Source organism: Ignatzschineria sp. F8392, assembly GCF_002252045.1.
In the GTDB taxonomy this organism is placed as follows: Bacteria; Pseudomonadota; Gammaproteobacteria; order Cardiobacteriales; family Wohlfahrtiimonadaceae; genus Ignatzschineria.
The window spans coordinates 51,864-70,698 of the sequence record NZ_NEFF01000001.1 but is presented as its reverse complement, the minus strand read 5'-3'; the positions used below and the strand labels follow the sequence as shown (position 1 = coordinate 70,698).

The 18,835-nt window shown below is 41.4% G+C and carries 14 protein-coding genes; 9 read left to right on the top strand and 5 right to left on the bottom strand.

What is annotated here, in order from left to right; genetic code table 11:
- Positions 1 to 157: 157 nt before the first annotated feature.
- The 5 genes from ispF to cmk all read right to left on the bottom strand — a co-directional run bounded on the left by ispF (position 158) and on the right by cmk (position 5,230).
- Positions 158 to 637 carry a 2-C-methyl-D-erythritol 2,4-cyclodiphosphate synthase gene (gene ispF / locus B9T19_RS00295; RefSeq protein WP_094566625.1) on the bottom strand — a complete coding sequence of 160 codons (480 nt, stop codon included), beginning with the start codon at positions 635 to 637 and terminating at the stop codon, positions 158 to 160.
- Positions 634 to 1,359: a 2-C-methyl-D-erythritol 4-phosphate cytidylyltransferase gene (gene ispD, locus B9T19_RS00290; RefSeq protein WP_094566624.1), complete on the bottom strand. Its 726-nt coding sequence runs from the start codon at positions 1,357 to 1,359 to the stop codon at positions 634 to 636. The genes ispF and ispD overlap by 4 nt, the downstream gene beginning before the upstream one ends.
- A gap of 343 nt (positions 1,360 to 1,702) precedes the next feature.
- Positions 1,703 to 2,008 carry an integration host factor subunit beta gene (ihfB, locus tag B9T19_RS00285; RefSeq protein ID WP_094566623.1) on the bottom strand — a complete coding sequence of 102 codons (306 nt, stop codon included), beginning with the start codon at positions 2,006 to 2,008 and terminating at the stop codon, positions 1,703 to 1,705.
- Positions 2,009 to 2,327: 319 nt separating this feature from the next.
- A complete protein-coding gene (gene rpsA, locus B9T19_RS00280; protein ID WP_094566622.1) occupies positions 2,328 to 3,995 on the bottom strand; it encodes a 30S ribosomal protein S1 in 1,668 nt (555 codons plus the stop codon).
- A gap of 566 nt (positions 3,996 to 4,561) precedes the next feature.
- Entirely contained in the window at positions 4,562 to 5,230 is a 669-nt protein-coding gene (cmk, locus tag B9T19_RS00275) for a (d)CMP kinase (protein ID WP_094567333.1), read from the bottom strand.
- Positions 5,231 to 5,642: 412 nt separating this feature from the next.
- Here cmk and hemC point away from each other — a divergent pair, with 412 nt between their 5' ends.
- From hemC to cyoD, 9 genes are all read left to right on the top strand, one after another.
- Positions 5,643 to 6,566 (top strand): hydroxymethylbilane synthase, encoded by a 924-nt coding sequence (hemC, locus tag B9T19_RS00270; RefSeq protein WP_094566621.1) that lies wholly within the window; start codon positions 5,643 to 5,645, stop codon positions 6,564 to 6,566.
- Between the two features lie 4 nt (positions 6,567 to 6,570).
- Positions 6,571 to 9,279 carry a uroporphyrinogen-III C-methyltransferase gene (locus B9T19_RS00265; RefSeq protein ID WP_158214315.1) on the top strand — a complete coding sequence of 903 codons (2,709 nt, stop codon included), beginning with the start codon at positions 6,571 to 6,573 and terminating at the stop codon, positions 9,277 to 9,279.
- Complete coding sequence (locus B9T19_RS00260) at positions 9,279 to 10,754, top strand: heme biosynthesis HemY N-terminal domain-containing protein (protein WP_094566619.1); 1,476 nt, start codon at positions 9,279 to 9,281, stop codon at positions 10,752 to 10,754. Before B9T19_RS00265 ends, B9T19_RS00260 begins: the two co-directional genes overlap by 1 nt.
- Before the next feature lie 195 nt (positions 10,755 to 10,949).
- Positions 10,950 to 11,807, top strand: a complete 858-nt coding sequence (gene folP / locus B9T19_RS00255; protein WP_094566618.1) for a dihydropteroate synthase — start codon at positions 10,950 to 10,952, stop codon at positions 11,805 to 11,807.
- A gap of 234 nt (positions 11,808 to 12,041) precedes the next feature.
- Entirely contained in the window at positions 12,042 to 13,952 is a 1,911-nt protein-coding gene (locus tag B9T19_RS00245; RefSeq protein ID WP_094566616.1) for an ABC-F family ATP-binding cassette domain-containing protein, read from the top strand.
- An 872-nt stretch (positions 13,953 to 14,824) separates the two neighbouring features.
- Positions 14,825 to 15,799 carry a ubiquinol oxidase subunit II gene (gene cyoA / locus B9T19_RS00240; RefSeq protein WP_094566615.1) on the top strand — a complete coding sequence of 325 codons (975 nt, stop codon included), beginning with the start codon at positions 14,825 to 14,827 and terminating at the stop codon, positions 15,797 to 15,799.
- An 11-nt stretch (positions 15,800 to 15,810) separates the two neighbouring features.
- Complete coding sequence (locus B9T19_RS00235) at positions 15,811 to 17,814, top strand: cbb3-type cytochrome c oxidase subunit I (RefSeq protein WP_094566614.1); 2,004 nt, start codon at positions 15,811 to 15,813, stop codon at positions 17,812 to 17,814.
- A complete protein-coding gene (gene cyoC / locus B9T19_RS00230) occupies positions 17,814 to 18,425 on the top strand; it encodes a cytochrome o ubiquinol oxidase subunit III (RefSeq protein WP_094566613.1) in 612 nt (203 codons plus the stop codon). The genes B9T19_RS00235 and cyoC overlap by 1 nt, the downstream gene beginning before the upstream one ends.
- Positions 18,422 to 18,799 carry a cytochrome o ubiquinol oxidase subunit IV gene (cyoD, locus tag B9T19_RS00225; protein WP_233146747.1) on the top strand — a complete coding sequence of 126 codons (378 nt, stop codon included), beginning with the start codon at positions 18,422 to 18,424 and terminating at the stop codon, positions 18,797 to 18,799. The genes cyoC and cyoD overlap by 4 nt, the downstream gene beginning before the upstream one ends.
- Positions 18,800 to 18,835: the final 36 nt, after the last annotated feature.

Here is an 18,835-nt window from a genome sequence, read left to right as displayed (position 1 = left end):
AATACTTCCAATACTTCTATACCTCTAATCTCTCTTAGAAGGTTTATCAGAAGATCTATCAAAAGATCTATTAGAGCATCCATTACTATTTATCGATGCGCCCTCGTCTCATCTGTTTTAAATTACTGCTTACTACTACTGATAGCTTTCGCCCACTTCACTCCTGACGCTTTAATAAGATGGCGACCTGTGCGGCTATTCCCTCTTCCCTACCGACAAAACCTAGCTTCTCCATAGTTGTCGCTTTAACATTGATATCATCTGTAGAGATATTAAGATCTGTGGCAATCACAGATTCAATCGCCGCTCTATAGGGCTTCATCTTCGGTTGTTCCGCCATAATCGTAATATCGATATTACCAATCTTATAACCTCTATTGAGAACAATTTGGTAAGCCTCTTTGAGAAGAAGACGGCTATCGGCATCTTTATAACGGGGATCAGTATCGGGAAAAAGTGTTCCAATATCTCCCGCCTTTACCGCTCCTAAAATAGCATCAGTTAAAGCATGTAGCACAACATCACCATCTGAGTGCGCTTTAAATGCCTTATGAAAAGGGATCTTTACCCCGCCTAACATAAGATGATCACCCTCTTGAAAGGTATGAACATCAAAACCAAATCCTATTCTCATCATCTTCTCTCACTAAAATAGAGGCTCATTAATTGTAGATCTTCAGGATATGTGACTTTAAAGTTGTGTGGATAACCCCGATAGACCCTTGGTGAGAGGCCATTATACTCTAAAAGTGACGCTTCATCTGTCACTTTTGCACCTTCTCTTGCTGCACGCTCGGTAGCTTCAATCAGTGTCAAAAGTGGCGCCATCTGGGGAGTTTGTGCTAACCAGATCGAATCACGATCAAGGGTCTCGACAATCAATCCTTCCCCATCGACTCGCTTCACAGTATCTTGTGCCGGCAATGCCATAATAGCACCCCCTTGCGGCGCATCTTCTAATACCGTTCGAAGAAAGAGAGAGAGCTCTTCAGGCTTCAATCCTGGCCTTGCTGCATCATGCACCGCAACCCAGATCTTGTTAAGATCTTTTCCCGCACCACTTAATTTCTCTTTTAAGAAGTAGAGCCCCGCCGCAACAGAATCTGTCCGTGTTGCACCCCCTGCGACCCGCCATAAAGATTCACTCTCGATCGCTAGCGCTTTATCATCTTCAGCTGATAGAGCAACAACACCACCACTCATCTCCTCAACCCCTAAAAATAGTTTTAAGGTGTGCGTCAAGATAGTTTCTCCGGCAATCTCAAGGTATTGCTTCGGCACTTCAGATCCCATGCGGCTTCCAATGCCAGCTGCAGGAATAATAAAATAGAGCTCTTGCTCTTCTCTTTGAGTACTCAACGCGTTTCTGCTCCTTCATATCCTTCATAAAATAGCTCGACCTCTAATCTCTAACCCCTAATAGAGTCAATCTCTATTATAGCGAACTCCCAATAATTTCCATGACCATTGCATCATAATATTCATCCTGCTCTCTATTTTTCCTACCTCTTAAACAGAAGAGATAAAAAAAGCATCTCAAACCATCGCTTGAGATGCTCTTATCGACTACTCTACTGCTTCTCTCTAAAATAAAGACAAGCATGAAATTCGATACTAAAGTATGTCATTACCAAAGTGTGACACTAAATACTGATACTTAAATACTGATACTTCGGTCTAATATTGATATGCGGTCATCACTCTACTTCGGAAGCTCATAATGCTCACGGCTTTCATTGACCCGCTCACGGAGCAATTTACCCGGTTTAAAGTGGGTGGTATATTTGCCACTTAATTTTACTGCATCTCCAGTCTTCGGGTTGCGCCCTATCTTAGGCTCTCGATAACGAACAGAGAAACTACCAAATCCTCTAATCTCGATACGCCCGCCCTTCCCTAAGGTCTCTGTAATATGTTCTAAAATTTTCTTAACACTCTTTTCAACTTCAGCTGTTGAACAGTGTGGGTATTTTGCACTTAATCTCTGTACTAGCTCTGATCTAGTCACCGTACTTCTCCTTGATTCTATAATTCCCTAGTTTTCAGCATAAATCCCGCAAACGCCGTAAATTTATGTATATTTTTATATATAAAATAATACAATCTATCGTTCTATTAAGCAACAATCACTCTAAAAAATATCTCTTAATTCTCTATTAGAATCAAATACCTCTATAAAAAAACCGCAAACTATAAAGTCTGCGGTTTTTTGCTGACCGAAGGTCATACAACTATTAATCTTAATGAACCTCAATTGATCAATCTAGATCAATCTGAATCACGCTAATCTACATTAATCAAAGTGGCTCTAAAATTATTGTTGCTTCTTATTGCTGTTTTAACTGCTCTTTTAAGAGATCACCGAAAGTTGTCGCACCAACGCTATCATTCGTATATTCAGCGATATCTTGTGGGCTCACTTCGTCAACTGCTTTCACAGAGAGAACGATTGAACGGTTACGGCGATCAACGCTTACAAAACGTGCTTCAACTTCATCACCTACGTTATAGACGTTACGAACATCTTCTACACGCTCAGATGAAATTTCAGATGCGCGAAGGTTACCTTCAACACCGTTACCAAGATCAACGACTGCATACTTAGCATCAACTTCAGTAACAACACCTTTCACTAAAGAACCTTTCTCATGCTCTGCTAAGAATGAAGAGAATGGGTCTTGGTCAAGTTGTTTGATACCTAAAGAGATACGCTCACGATCAGCATCTACTGCTAATACCATTGCTTCAATCTCATCACCACGGCTATATTCGCGGATCGCTTCTTCACCAGGAACGCTCCATGAAATATCAGAAAGGTGAACAAGACCATCAATGCCACCTTCAAGACCGATGAAGATACCGAAATCTGTAATAGATTTGATTGTACCTTTGATCTTATCGTTCTTGTTGTATTTCATCTCGAACTCAGACCATGGATTTGGCATGCACTGTTTCATACCGAGTGAGATACGGCGACGCTCTTCATCGATATCGAGAACCACAACGCCCACTTCTTCACCTGCTGTAACAACTTTAGAAGGGTTAACGTTTTTGTTAGTCCAATCCATTTCTGAAACGTGAACAAGACCTTCGATACCTGGCTCGATCTCAACAAAGCAACCGTAATCGGTAATGTTAGTAACTTTACCTTTTGTTTGAAGACCTGCAGGGAAGCGCATAGCGATATCTTTCCATGGATCTTCACCAAGTTGTTTAAGACCAAGTGATACACGGTTACGCTCTTTATCAAATTTAAGAAGCTTAACTTCGATCTCTTGATTGATCTCTACGATCTCAGATGGGTGACGAACACGTTTCCATGCCATATCTGTGATATGGAGAAGACCATCGATACCACCAAGGTCGATAAACGCACCGTAGTCAGTAAGGTTCTTAACGATCCCTTTAACAACATCACCTTCCTCAAGTGTTTTGAGAAGCTCTTCACGTTCTGCAGAATACTCTTCTTCAAGTACCGCGCGGCGTGAAACAACAATGTTGTTACGCTTTTGGTCAAGCTTGATAACTTTTAACTCAAGCTCTTTACCTTCAAGATATGCGATATCACGAACAGGGCGAACATCAACTAATGAACCTGGCAAGAATGCACGCTCTGTACCGATATCAACAGTAAATCCACCTTTAACGCGACCTGAGATAACCCCTTTAATGATCTCATCATTTTCAAGTTTCTTCTCAAGGAATGCCCATACTTCTGCACGTTTCGCTTTTTCACGTGAAAGACGAGTTTCACCGAAACCATCTTCTAATGACTCAAGGACAACGTCTACTTTATCACCAACTTGAACTTCAATTTCACCATTTAGGTCTTGAAATTGTTCAGCGGGGATGCGACCTTCACTCTTAAGGCCAGCATCAACGATTACAAAACCGTTTTCGATCTTAACAACCGTTGCTTCAATGATTGCACCAATTTCACGTGCTTGTTCTTCGGCGATTGATTGCTCAAATAATTCTGCAAAACTTAATGACATATAATTAAAAATGCATAGACATGTGGAATATTTTTCTCACTATACTCACCCTATTTGCTAGAAACCTCATATACCCTAGGTGCTCTACCTTAAGTATTCTCAATTTCTTGGCAACAAGTAAATTGTAGCGTTATCCCAATCTACGACTTGTTTAAAGTAATAAAAAATCACAACGTTAGCGCTTTAGCTCTGTAATCGACCGACTTCCGAGCAGTTGCTCTGAAATCCCCTACCCGAGAAATATCTTCTAGATCTTTTAGATCTTCTATAGATATGAACTGGGGGCTACTGATCGATATTGCTATCGCTCTTTGTGAAACCTACATCTAATCAATAATCTTCTGATTACCCTCTTTTATCGAGCTGATAAAGCAAAAGAGGGACCGATTATCTCAGTCTCCCCTTAAACCTTCGATGACAAACCTCAGATGATCCACCTAAGAGGTATAAAATCTGTTATCAACAGCTTTTAAAGTCATTTTAAGATCGAAATTTTAAACCATTTTTAAACCATTCTATAAGTGTTTAAACATCGTTTATAACATCGCTTAAGCACTTTTAGTAGTTTAAAAGAATCTCTCTTTAATTACTTTCCAAGCCGATGCATAGACTTCATCCACCCCAAGTTTAGATGTGTCGATCACTATCGCATCATCTGCTGCAATAAGGGGGGCGCTCGATCGCGTCCGATCTCGCTCATCTCTTGCTTCCACCTCAGATAAAATCTGCTCTATATTAACGCAAATTCCACTCTCTAACAACTGTTTATGCCGTCTTTTTGCCCGCTCTTCTGCAGTAGCTGTTAAAAAGAGTTTCAATTTTGCACTTGGAAAGACCACCGTTCCCATATCTCGACCATCAGCAATAAGTCCCGGCGCTTGTGCAAAATCACGTTGGCGTTGAAGTAAGTTTTCCCGAACTTGCGGATGTTTGGCAACGATTGAAGCCTTATTACCCGTCTTCTCTTCACGAATCTTATGGGTAACATCTTCCTCTTCTAGATAGATATTGAGAGCAGAACCCACCACTTCGAAACGAAGGGGCAACGCGGCTGCAAGAGAAGCGACTAAAACCTCATCTTCAAGATCTACCCCTCTCTTTTCAGCAAAAAGAGCCACTGCACGGTAGATCGCTCCTGAGTCTAAAAAGTGCCAGCCCAATTTTTTTGCTAGCTGTAAGGAGAGAGTTCCTTTACCTACACCACTAGGGCCATCTATCGTTATAACATTTTGCATCGCATCTACCTTCATCATTAATTTTGCTGAAAAGAACATTATAGATAATATAGTCAATATATCTCATCAATATGTTATCGCTATTTCTCGCTATTTTAGAGATTCATACTCTCTAAAAATAGAGATAAGTATCAATAAAAGAGAAAGCGTTTCATATAAATTGATAACATATCGAGTTATCGAGACTTAATTTATATCAAGATCATATCGGATTTATGTCGCAACTGATATTGCAATAACTCTATTCCTATCGCTTATTGCGACATCGATATGCCATCGATACGCTATCGATACGCAATCAATACGGCATCGGTGTCGGTATCAATCTCTATAAGAGATCATAACTCAAGCGGTAAAATTGATATATTATTAAGCAACCAACTAAAATCGAGATTTTAACTAGGATAAAAAGATGAAATTAACAATTGCAACACGTGAAAGTCCTCTCGCGCTCTGGCAAGCGAACCATGTTCGAAGTGAACTCCTCAAGCATTTCCCGGAAATGGAGATTGAATTGCTCGGCATGACAACAAAAGGGGATCAACTACTCTCTTCACCTCTTAGTAAAATAGGGGGGAAAGGGCTCTTTATCAAAGAGCTAGAGGTTGCGATGTTAGAAGGAAGAGCAGATATTGCTGTTCACTCAATGAAAGATGTTCCCATGGCATCTCAACTCCCTGAAGGGATGAGTGTACCTGTAATCTTAAAACGAGAAGATCCAAGAGATGCGCTTGTCTCCATTAACTATAAGTCCTTAGATGATCTTCCTGAAGGTGCAGTAGTAGGTTCATGCTCACTACGTCGTAGAGCTCAACTATTAGCACACCGCCCCGACCTTCAGATTAAAGATCTTCGAGGAAATGTAAATACACGCCTCCAAAAATTAGAAAATGGAGAGTATGATGCCATTATCCTTGCAGCGGCAGGATTAATCCGCTTAGGCTTTGAAGAGAAGATCACCCAACTTCTTCCCGATACAATCTCCCTACCAGCCGTCGGTCAAGGCGCAATTGGAATCGAATGTGTCACTAACAATCATGCGGTTCAAGAGGTGATTGCCAAATTGAACGATGAAGAGACCGCTATCTGTGTTTCGGCAGAGAGAGCTTTCAATGCAAAACTTAATGGTGGTTGCCAAGCGCCTATTGCCGGCTTTGCCCAGTTGAGCGAAAAAGGGCTCTATCTTAGAGGCTTAGTAGGAGATCTCGATCATGGGACAATTATCTATCATGAATTGTGGGGAAAACCTGAAGAAGCGGTCGCCTTAGGAGAAGCCCTTGCAGATAACCTTCTCTCTCGTGGCGCAAAAGAGATACTTGAAAAGATCTATGGCTAAATCTATGAAGCAGAAAGAGAATAATCCTATCGAAGATATTAATAATATTGGAAATATTGGAAATATTGCCGAAATTGGAATTATTGTGACTCGCCCAAAGGGGCAGTCACACTCCTTTATCCAAAAATTGCAAGCGTCGGGATACACCGCTTTTGATCTTCCCGGCATTATTATCGCCCCACCTCAAGAACTAGCTAAAGCACAAAAAGAGTTAGATCAGGTATCAGAGTATGATTACCTTCTCTTTACAAGTCCTAACTCTGTTCGTTTTGCTAAGAAGTTAGGGCTATCCTTCGATAAAATTAAGGGATTTATCTCTATAGGTTCCGGCACAGAGAGAGCTTTAGAGCCCTATCTTGCCAATAAAGAATCGATTACAGCACCTAAGCCCTACACCTCTGAAGCACTCGTTGAGACATTAAAAGCCCATCATATTGCCGGCAAAAAAATCTTAATTATTAGTGGTGAAGGGGGGCGCCGACTCCTCGATCGAGCAATTGATGATCTTGGTGGCTTTGGCAAATATTGTGATGTCTATCGCCGGGAAGCCCCCACTGAAGAGATGCTCAATCTCACACCTCTTCTAAGCTTTAAAGATGCCTCCTCGGCTACAACATCTGCTTCAACACCGACATCTACAAGATCACTCTATCTTGTTATCTCAAGCCAAGAGGCTTTCAATAACTTACTCCCTATTTTAGAGCGACACCAGCTCAGAGCCCAAATTGATGGGATCTTTGTAGGTAGCGAACGATTAGAAAACATAGTAAAATCAGAAGGGTTTGAGAGAGTCATTGTTGCCCGATCTGCACTTGAAAAAGATCTCTGGCAAGCAATTGAGGAGTATTTTAACCCTCTCACTTCGCACCCCCTCAATTCCCCTTCTATCTCACCTGATAATGATAAGGAGCGCTCTATGACGCAAGAGCTGAATAACCAAGATTCTAAAAAAACAGAACAGTCCATCTCCCCACAATCTTCTACTAATGAGGCTACTACTGTAGATAAAGAGCTTGATACAGCAACTGTGGAGAAGCGTGATAACGATGATAAAACGCAAACCACGAATAGTAAGCGCCAAAATCAGAAAGGTAATAAAAAGAGAGGCAATGGGCGCAGAGAGAATCAAAATCAAGCTGTTGAAAATGAATCTTCTAAGAAGAAATCTGATGAAGAGCGTTCTAATAAAGAAGCCGATAATGAGAAAGAGGCCTCTAAAACAACAAATACCCAAGAGACCAATCAAGAGATCAAGCAAAAGATTGAGTCGCCTCACGATCTAGAAAAAACGTCTCTATCCGCGCAGGAAGAGAAGGGTCAAGAGAATCAAAAACGCAAAGAACAGGATAGTGTGAACGATTCAACCACAAAAACAGTTGATGAAAAGTCATTAGAGAGAGCGGAAGATCACAATATGAATAATGAGGCGCATAGCGAAAATGTTGCAACTTCAGCAACGACAGCCACAACATCGAGCACTGAACACTCAACTCGCCCCAGCCAAGGATTGACCTATCTCGCTCTTATCTTAGCATTAGGTGGATTAGGGCTTGGTGGATTCTCCTACTATAAAGGCTCGTTAGAGAAAACCGATAAGATCGCTCAACTAGAGAGCGCTATTGCAACAGATGCATCGACAATCTCCACGCTTAAAGGGCAAGTTGATACGCTCAACAAGAGCCTCTCCACACTCAAAGTTACCACCGATAAGATAGCGACGAGTGATGCTCAATCACTCTCAGGACAAGTTGCCGCAGTTGCGCAAAAACATGATCAACTTAACCAATCGATGGCAGAGTCAGCTAAGGGATTACAAGCACAGATCGATAAACTCGCAGCAACACAGAAAGACCTCTTAGCTCAAGGCGATCAAATCAACAATATTGCCAAAGTCAGCAATCAAGCGATTACAATCGCTAACGACTTTGATAAGAAGCTCGCAGCACAAGAGTTACAACAAAATGTCGTTCTCAATGAAGCAAAAGAGCTCATCTCTACCATCAAAAATATTACCGATTTAGAGATGCTTCGCACTACAGAGGTTGATTATCTCCTCAAGGTAGCGATTCAAAAAGTGCAATACGACAAAGATTACAAGACAGCATCACAGATCTTAAGTTCAGCACTCGATAAGCTCTCTCAGATCAACAGTATCAATTTCAATGAGACCAAAAAGCTTCTCGAAGCCAATATCGATACCTTAAAGACATTAGAACCATTAGATCTAGTGGATATTACTCGTCGCTTAGAGAAAGTGACAATGCTCCTTCAGAAGGCCCCCCTTAAGAGCGATAGCGCACTGGTCAACCTTAAAAATGAGATCTTTAACCAAGGCGCTCCTGAAGGAGAGAGTTGGACTGATAAGTTAACAAGTTCCCTCAAGCACCTTGTCGTGATCGAAGATAAGCGAACTGAAGTACCGGAACTAATGGCGAAAGAAGATCGTTTCTTCCTACTACAAAATATTCAACTTGAATTAACTGCGGCAAAAATCGCACTACTTCAAGATCAAGTCACCCTCTTCAAACACTCTGTAGAGAGCGTACAATCTTGGGTAAAAACTTACTTCGATGAAGATAATGCCGATGTTAGAGAGGCTATTCAGCAGTTACAATGGCTTCTTGATGCAAAACTTGAAGTGACTCCTCCTAATATTGAGCGCACACTCACAGACTTTGAAGCCACTCTTCGAGCATATAAAGGAGCGCAATAATGGGTAGATTTCTTAAAACAATCGGTTGGATTATTCTTATTCCGATTTTAGCCATTCTCCTCTTCTTTGTTGTCAAAGATGATACAGGACAGGTTCTCATTACAGGCTCCTTCCCCATCATTGGTCCTAAAACAATTCATACCACAATTGTCGGAGGCTTGTTACTTGCTGCAGTCTCTATTCTCATCATCTATGTTGTGATTCGACTGATCATCACAATTATTAGAACGCCGAAGATTATGCGTCATTTTCGACTCAATCGTCGCGCGAGAATTGCAGATAAACAATTTGCGGAAGCAGAACTCGCACTTCTTGAAAATCGCCCCAAAGTGGCAGAAGATCTCTTCTTACTAGCGGCAAAAGGAAGTAAAAGTAAAAATCTCTGCTATGTGGGCGCAGCGCGAGCAGCTCAACTTTCCGGCAATATGGAGAAAAGAGATCGCTATCTTCGTGAGATCGATCTCTCAGATTCAGAGCATGATCGTGAGTTAGCAGAGGTACAGCGTGCAGAACTTCTCTTGGAGGCTGATGAGAATGAGAAGGCTGAACTTCTTCTAAATACCCTCTTAGAACGAGAAAAAAACCACTACGCAACACTACTTCTTGCCGTTGCATTGCAGAAGCAGGGTAAAAATGAGGCGCTATTTAGACTTCTTCCCAATCTGCAAAAAGCACTACCTCGCTTAACGCCTAGTGAAGAGATCGATCAATATACAGAGAATGTTTACAAAGCACTCTTTGAGTATGCAAGTCAAATTAGTAAAGATTCTGATCAATTACGCCTCGTCTGGGGTCGCCTTCCTAAACATCTCCAACATGAGCCTGCGCTACTCATCGCCTATGCTAATCGCTTACTTGATGTGGGGGATACAAAGCGTGCTGAAGAAATTCTTCGAAAAGAGATCAATCGCTCACACAATGAGATGCTGATCTTAGCTTATGGTCACCTCTATCGTGGCGATCAGCAAAAACTCCTTCATCATGCTAAAAAGTTTAACGCAGATGTACCAGATAGTGCCATTACACAATATACTCTTGCACATATGCTTTTTCGAAACCAGCAATATGATGAAGCGATGACTCACCTTCAAAAAACTATTCAACTCGATCCCCAATTTGTAAAAGCTTATCGCTTAATTGGTGAAATTAAGTTGATTCAGAATGATGATAAGAGTGCATTAGAGTTCTTTAAAGAAGCGATGGCGCTCGCTTTTGATGAACGCCCGAAAGATGTTAAACGGGTTGATGGCGATCTTTTAATCTCTTCTGTTGATAAAATCTCCCATAAAAAGGGAGATGAAGAGATTGCTGATGGAGAGTTCTCTAATGCGAAAGAGAACGTAAACAAAGAGGATCAGCAGGAGAAAGCTTCAACAACGCAAGAAGAGGGCATCAACGCTTCTCATGAAAGTGAAGATCTAGGCGAACAAGATCCCCATATCAATAATAATTACGATCCTCGTCGCCACCTCTAATCTTCTCAAAACGGCTTATTTCTAAAAGAGAAATCACTATTTGAGAGAGAAGCAAAGAGTTGCAAAAATCTATAAAAAAGAAAGATGGCTTTTGCCATCTTTTTTCTCTCAAATGGATTGACTCAAATGAGTTGATACAACTAATGAGTATGACTTATGGATATGACTAATTGTTATAACGAAAGTAGAGAACATATGAATATAACCTTTAACGATCGAACACTTGATCTCTCCTCCCCCAAAATTATGGGGATTCTCAACTTAACGCCTAACTCATTCTCCGATGGTGGTGATTATTATGATCCTGAACGAGCCTTAGATCGCGCTTATGAGATGTTAGAGGAAGGAGCCGATATTCTCGATATCGGCGCGGAATCTACAAATCCCAAAGCAACCCCGATTAGTAGCCAGGAGGAGATCAGACGCCTTCGACCTGTCGTATCTCTACTTCGACAAAAACTTGATATCCCCCTTTCAATTGATACCTTTCGTGCAGAGACGATGAAGCAGATGCTCGATCTTGGAGTCGATATTATCAATGATGTCACCGCATTAAGCGATCCTAAAGCACTCGACTCTCTTTTAGAATCTAAAGCAGCAGTCATTCTGATGCATATGTTAGGCGATCACCAAAAGATGCATATTACAGGGGATTATCGCCTCACTGGCGGCGTGACTCATTCCGTTTTTCAACATCTAGAAAAAGTCGCCCAAAAATGTGTGAGCGAGGGAATAGATTCCTCACGAATTATTTTAGATCCCGGCTTTGGCTTTGATAAATCTGTCCCGGAACAGCTCACCCTACTTAAAGAGCTCCGAAGATTGACGCATAAAAGCCAATACCCCTATCTCGTCGGCGTTTCTCGCAAACGCTTTATTGGTGCTATCACTCATGTAGAAGAACCTAAAGAGCGACTTGCCGGCAATCTTGCCGTAGCGCTCTGGAGTATTGAACAAGGTGCTAAAATCTTAAGAGTTCATGATGTTAAAGCAACTAAAGAGGCATTTCTAATGTGGCAGGCGATCAATCATGCAGAGAGTTCTACCCTCTAGAAAATCATTATTGAAGATAGAGATAGAATCAAACAGCGTGATTCCCTACCCTTTTGAGCTGAGATAGTTATCTCAGACATAACAATTATAGGCATGGCGATTACAAGTATGATAATTTCAACTCCAGCTTCTGTTTTATCCGCTATCTCAACCCACACTTGAACCTCAAATTTCAACCTCACTTACACCCTACTTTCACCTAATTTTAGCTCAACAGAGATCTCCTGATTAACTATGATTGAATTCCAAGGCCTCACCATTCGCATGAATGCGAATATACTTATTGACAACTTCAGCTTCTCCATCACACCACGCATGCGAGTCGGATTAGTAGGTAAAAATGGAACAGGGAAAACAACCCTCTTCAATACCATACTCGGTCGTCATGAACCTGATAAAGGGGAAATTCATATTCCTAAGTCTGCGGTGATTGCCGAGGTCGCGCAAGAGATCCATAATACGGAGCTCTCCGCCTTTGAATATATTTTAAGTGGAGATGCAGAGTTAGTAGAACTACGTGAAGCAGAGGTGAGCGCTCTTGCACAAAATGATGCCAATCAAATTGCTCATATCTATGCTCGCATTGAAGAGATTGATGGCTATCGTGCTGATAGCAGAGCCTATCAACTACTCGATGGTTTAGGTTTTAAGGTAGATGATTACCACAAACCGGTTAAAGATTTTTCTGGAGGTTGGCGTATGCGCCTCAATATCGGCAAAGCATTAATGTGTCGCTCCGATATTCTGCTACTTGATGAGCCAACAAACCATCTCGACTTTGAGACCGTTGTTTGGGTTGAAAATTGGCTCAAACAGTATCCCGGCATCTTAATTGTTATTTCCCATGACCGCGATTTTCTCGATAATATCTGTACTCAAATTATCCATCTCTACCAGCAAAAAGCGACCGTTTATAGCGGCAACTACACTGCATTCCTGCGTTTAAAAGCAGAAAAATTAGCGCACCAACAAGCCCAATTTGAGAAAAATGAGAAGACGCGTGCGCATCTTCAAAAGTTTATCGATCGCTTTAGTGCTAAAGCGACCAAGGCAAAGCAAGCCCAAAGCCGCGTCAAAGCATTAGAAAAACTCGAGGATATCGCCCCTGTTGTGGCGGAAAATGAGTTCTCTTTCCAATTCCAAAAACCCGAAAGAGTACCCGACCCTCTTATTCGTCTTGATCATGTCAGCTTTAGCTATGATCAAAACCACTTTATTCTTAAAGAGATCAATTTTACAATCACCCCTGAAACTCGCGTCGGGATTTTAGGGCGAAATGGTGAAGGGAAATCAACCCTCATTAAGCTGATCGCCGGAGAAAATATCCCAACATCAGGAACAATTATTGCGTCAGAACATCTTAAGGTAGGTTACTTCTCTCAACATCAAGTGGAATATTTAACCCTCTCTGAATCCCCTATCTGGCACTTAACACAATTAGATCCTCAGATAACAACCCAAGATGCCCGTAATTTTCTAGGCTCATTCGGTTTTCATGGCGATAAAGTACTAGAAGCGATTGCCCCCTTTTCAGGGGGCGAGAAAGCACGATTAGCCCTTGCGTTAATTGTCTATCAAAAGCCTAATCTTCTGCTTCTTGATGAGCCGACCAACCATCTCGATATCGATATGCGAGAAGCGATAGCAATTGCCCTACAATCTTTCAGCGGTGCTGTATTAATGGTCTCCCATGATGCCTCCCTTTTAGAGCTCTGTTGCGATCAGTTTCTTCTCGTTGCCCATCAATCCTTAAAAGAGTTTAAAGGGGATCTAGAAGATTATCGTCAATATCTTATAGAACAGAATCGCGCCACATCTCGTGCAGAAAAGAGTGCGCCGATAGCGGAGAAAAAACCGCAACATCATCTCGACCGAGAAGAGCGTAAAAAATTGCAAACAGAATTAAGACGCCTCACAAAAGAGATCGAACAAGCTGAGAAAAAATTAGAAAAATTGACAATAAAAATCGAGGAGATTGAGCAGGTATTAGGAGACCCCGCGAGCTATGAGACCTTATCTCCTGAAGAGATCTTAGCGTTTGATCAAGATAAAAATGCACTTGAGGCAGAGAGCGCTGCAGTGGAAGAAGCATGGCTAAATGCAGCTGAAGAACGAGAAATGATCACAGAAAAGCTAGAAAATTAAATTAACCGATAATATTAATAATAATTGGTATGATAAGAAAAGCTTTTAAAGATTCAGACCTTTAGTACAATATGCAAAATAGAGATTTAATCGTAAGATTATTGATCTCTATTTTGAGTTTTTTATATTTTTAAAGGAAAATCTACATACTTATTGCAACTGATAGCTAAAACTGACAAGAGCTAACACAATTTTGCTCATTCAATCGGTAAGGAGTCGCAGGATGATTGATATTCATCATCAATACGTTACTCATTATTAATCAATTGATTAGCAGAAAAAGTGAGATTTAGAGAGAGTAGAGTAGAAAGCGAGTTGAGAAACCGATTAACACTTTACTTAAAACGATAATATAAATTTATAATGTAAATTTGTAATATAAATTAACAATAAAAATTGATAATTTAAATATTATTAGTTTATATTATCACTTTTTATAGAATGATTTCCAATCAGCACAAGGATAAATTGCTCTATAATTGATAGATTCCATTACTAAATAATCAATGGCATCCTCTAACCGAAAAGCGACCTGTAAGAGCCAAAGAGCTGATCTAAGGATAGCGTCTTATTGTTAATAAGTAGGAAGATCGTAAGAGAAATTAAAACCTGATATAGAACAGAAATTCACTTTTTATAGTTTTGTCTCATGTTTTTTCGGCTTACATTAATAGGAGAGCGATAGGGGATAATCGCTCTTTTAAAACTCTTTATCTGTAATTCTGTAGGGTAACAATTGATTCTATTCAATGTCTATTCAATACCAATGCTATGCCTATGCAATGCATCTGAATAAACATCTAAATAGTATCAATGGAGAAGAAAAATAATTGCCCTACCTTTATAAACTTATAGCTGATAGGTATTTCGATATGAATAAAGCTGCCTTAAAAGCGCTAAAAATAGGAGCCATCGCCACAGCTCTCCTGGTCGTAACGGGATGTAGCGATCTTGCCCTCTTCAATCCGAAAGGTGAGATTGCCGAGTATGAGAAGTGGCTACTAATTATTAGTGCAGCCCTTATGCTCATCGTTATCATTCCCTGCATCATCATGGCGGTTATCTTCCCTTGGTGGTTTAGAGAATCGAACAAAAAAGCAACCTATAAACCGGAGTGGCAAGAGTCGAAGATTTTGGAACGATTCATGTGGGGAGTTCCCATCGCCATTATCGCCCTTTTAACCTTTATTACCGTTCAAAGTACCATCGATCTCAATCCGAAAAAACGAATTGAATCTGAGAAAGAGGATCTTGTCATTGAGGTGGTCTCGATGGATTGGCAATGGCTCTTTATCTATCCTGAAGAAGGAATTGCAACCATTAATACCCTCTATCTTCCTGTGGATCGTCCACTAAAATTTAGACTCACCTCCCAGACAGTGATGAATGCATTTTTTATCCCCCAAATTGGTACCCAGCTCGATGTGATGAGTGGAATGGAGAATGTCCTCTATCTGATTGTCAATGAAGAAGGAACCTATCAAGGTGCATCCTATGGTTATAGTGGTGCCGGCTACTCCGATATGAAGTTTAGAGTGACTGCACTTTCTGACGAAGATTTTGCAAAGTGGGTTAAAGAGCAGCAATCCCATAACAACAGTCCACTCGATTGGGCGAAATATCAAGAATTTGTCCGGGAAGAGCCGATCAATGCTCCGGAGCAATATTTCCATCCTATTGAGAAAGGGCTCTATCTTCGCGTCATCTCTCAATTTTTAGATTTAGAAGAGGTTGAGGAGCATATGCGCGAGCATATCCATGAAGTTAACGTGTTAAAGCCCAAGATTGAAGCACTATTAAATCGCCCAGCATCGCCGGCATTAACCCATATATTCCATCAACAGTAAAGGATTCGTCTATGTTTGGAAGATTAACCATCGATAGTATTCCATGGAGCCACCCGATTCCCCTCGCGGCTTTTGGATTTATTATTCTTATCGTCTTAGCAGTTCTAGCAACTATCACCTTCACTCGAAGATGGAAGTGGCTCTGGACTAACTGGCTAACAACCACCGATCATAAACGAATCGGTATTATCTATATTATCGTCGCCATCATTATGCTACTTCGCGGTTTTGCCGATGCCATTATGATGCGCTCACAGATGGCGCTAGCGTCAACCGGGGATCAGGTAGGATATCTTCCCCCGGAACATTATGATCAGATCTTCTCTGCTCACGGTGTCATTATGATCTTCTTTATGGCGACCCCTTTCCTAATTGGACTAATGAACGTAGTCGTTCCTCTACAATTAGGTCGTCGTGATGTCGCCTTTCCAGTACTCAATGCGGTGAGTGTTTGGTTAACAGTAGCGGGAGCTATCTTAATCAATCTCTCCCTTGGAATTGGTGAGTTCGCTAAGACAGGCTGGGTTGCTTACGCACCACTTTCAGAGAAACTCTATAGCCCTGGCGTTGGAGTCGATTACTATATCTGGAGTATTCAAGTCTCCGGCTTAGGGACAACATTAGCCGCTCTTAATATGTTTGTCACTATTTTGAAGGTGAGAGCACCCGGCATGAGACTCTTTCAAATGCCACTATTTACCTGGTCAACACTCTGTACCTCCATCTTGATCCTTGCGGTCTTCCCTATCTTAACCGCAACGATGTTACTACTAGGTTTAGATCGTTATCTCGGCTTTGAGATCTTTACCAACTCTTTAGGAGGTGGAAGTCAGATGATGTATGTGAATCTGATCTGGGCTTGGGGTCATCCTGAAGTCTATATCTTGATTCTGCCGGCATTTGGTATCTTCTCTGAAGTTGTTTCAACCTTTAGCCGAAAATATCTCTTTGGTTATAAAGCATTAGTTTGGGCAATTATTGCTATCCTCTTTATGTCACTTACTGTCTGGTTACACCACTTCTTTACTATGGGGGCGGGTGTTAATGTCAATGCCTTCTTCGGTGTTACTACCATGTTGATTGCAGTGCCAACGGGAGTGAAGGTCTTTAACTGGCTCTTTACCATCTATCGAGGTCAAGTGAAGATGGATGTGCCAATGCTCTATGCTGTAGGTTTCCTTATCCTCTTTGTATTAGGAGGGATGACAGGCGTAATGCTCGCGATTCCTGGTGTCAACTATGCAGTCCATAATACTGAATTTGTTGTTGCCCACTTCCATAACACCATCATTGGTGGGGTTGTCTTTGGTGTTCTTGCCGGCTACAACTTCTGGTTCCCTAAAGCATTTGGCTTTAGACTCCATAAAGGATGGGGATATGCAACTTTCTGGCTCTGGTTTATAGGCTTCCTCTTTGCCTTTATCCCACTCTATCTCGCAGGATTTGATGGTATGCCACGTCGCATTAGCCAAAACATCGATCCTCGATATGGAACCTATCTCGTTGTCGCCCTCTTTGGTGCTGTCTTGATCTTCTTAGGGATTATTGCGATTTTGGTACAACTCTTTGTCAGTATTAAGCAGCGTGAAAAGTTAAAAGATCCCACGGGAGATCTCTGGAATGGTCGTTCATTAGAGTGGTCAATCCCTTCACCACCCCCTGTCTATAACTATGCGGTCATTCCGAAAGTGGATGATATCGATATGTTCTGGAAGTTGAAGCAGGAGGGTAAAGCGTATGATCCCGATCGCCAATATCAAGATATCTACATTCCTAAACATACCGCGCTTGGATTTGTCTCGGGAGGTGTTTTAGCGGGACTACTCTCATTCTCTCTTGTTTGGAGTATCTGGTGGATGGCAATCCTCTTCTTCAGTGCGGCAATTATCTGGTGGATTATTGAGAGCTTTAGAGAGCATGAAGAGATCCTTATTCCAGCAGAGGAAGTAAAAGCCGCCGATGAGGCGTTCTTAGAACGTGTTAAACAGTATCAACTTGCACAAGGAGAACACTAATGGCAACAAATACCTTAAGTAGTTCTGATATCAAATTACGTCAAGAAGAGGAGAGCGCAAATAATAAGGTCTTTGGATTTTGGATCTACCTGATGGCAGACTCTATTATCTTTGGAACCTTCTTTGCGGTCTTCGTTGTTCTACTACAAAATACAACGCATGGTCATACACCCCATTCTCTTTTCGATCTCGGAAATGCTTTTGCAGAAACAGTGGCGCTACTTACTAGTAGCCTCACCTGTGGCTTAGCAATGTTAACCCTAAAACGCGGTAAGATTGGTGCAACAATTCTCCTTCTTATCATCACCTTTATTCTCGGAGGGGTCTTCCTAACATTAGAGATTAAAGAGTTTTTGGGCTTTATCGATATCGGCGCAACACCTCAAAGTAGCGGATTCCTCTCTGGATTCTTCTCTCTTGTAGGGCTTCATGGAGCGCATCTCTCCATCGGGATGGTCTGGATGTTGGTGATGATGTTACAGTTAGCCTTTAAAGGATCAACCCTAGAGACTCGTACACGAATGAAGCTCTTTAGCCTCTTTTGGCACTTCCTCGATATTATCTGGATCTGTATCTTTACTGTTGTCTACTTGATGGGGGTTTCACTATGACCGATCTCAACACTACATTAACAACACCGCAAGAGGAGATGACACAAACCACGCAAGAGGGAAAAGGGGAATTAACTGCCTATTTAGTCGGTTATGGATTCTCTATTATCCTCACACTTCTCTCCTTTGGTACCGTCATCTACTTAAGAGAGATGCTCTCTATTGGTGTATTAGCGGGGATTTTAGCGCTCAGTGCAATTACTCAAGTGATTGTGCAGGTCGTCTGCTTCCTCCATATTAAAAAAGGAGATAACGATGGCTGGAATGTGGCCTCTCTACTCTTTACCGGCATTATTCTTCTGATGGTTGTCGGTGGTTCTGGCTGGGTTATGTACTATCTCCATATGAATATGATGCCGGAACTTCCTATGTAATCTCTCTTTTTATATCTATTAAGAGAGCAATCTAGG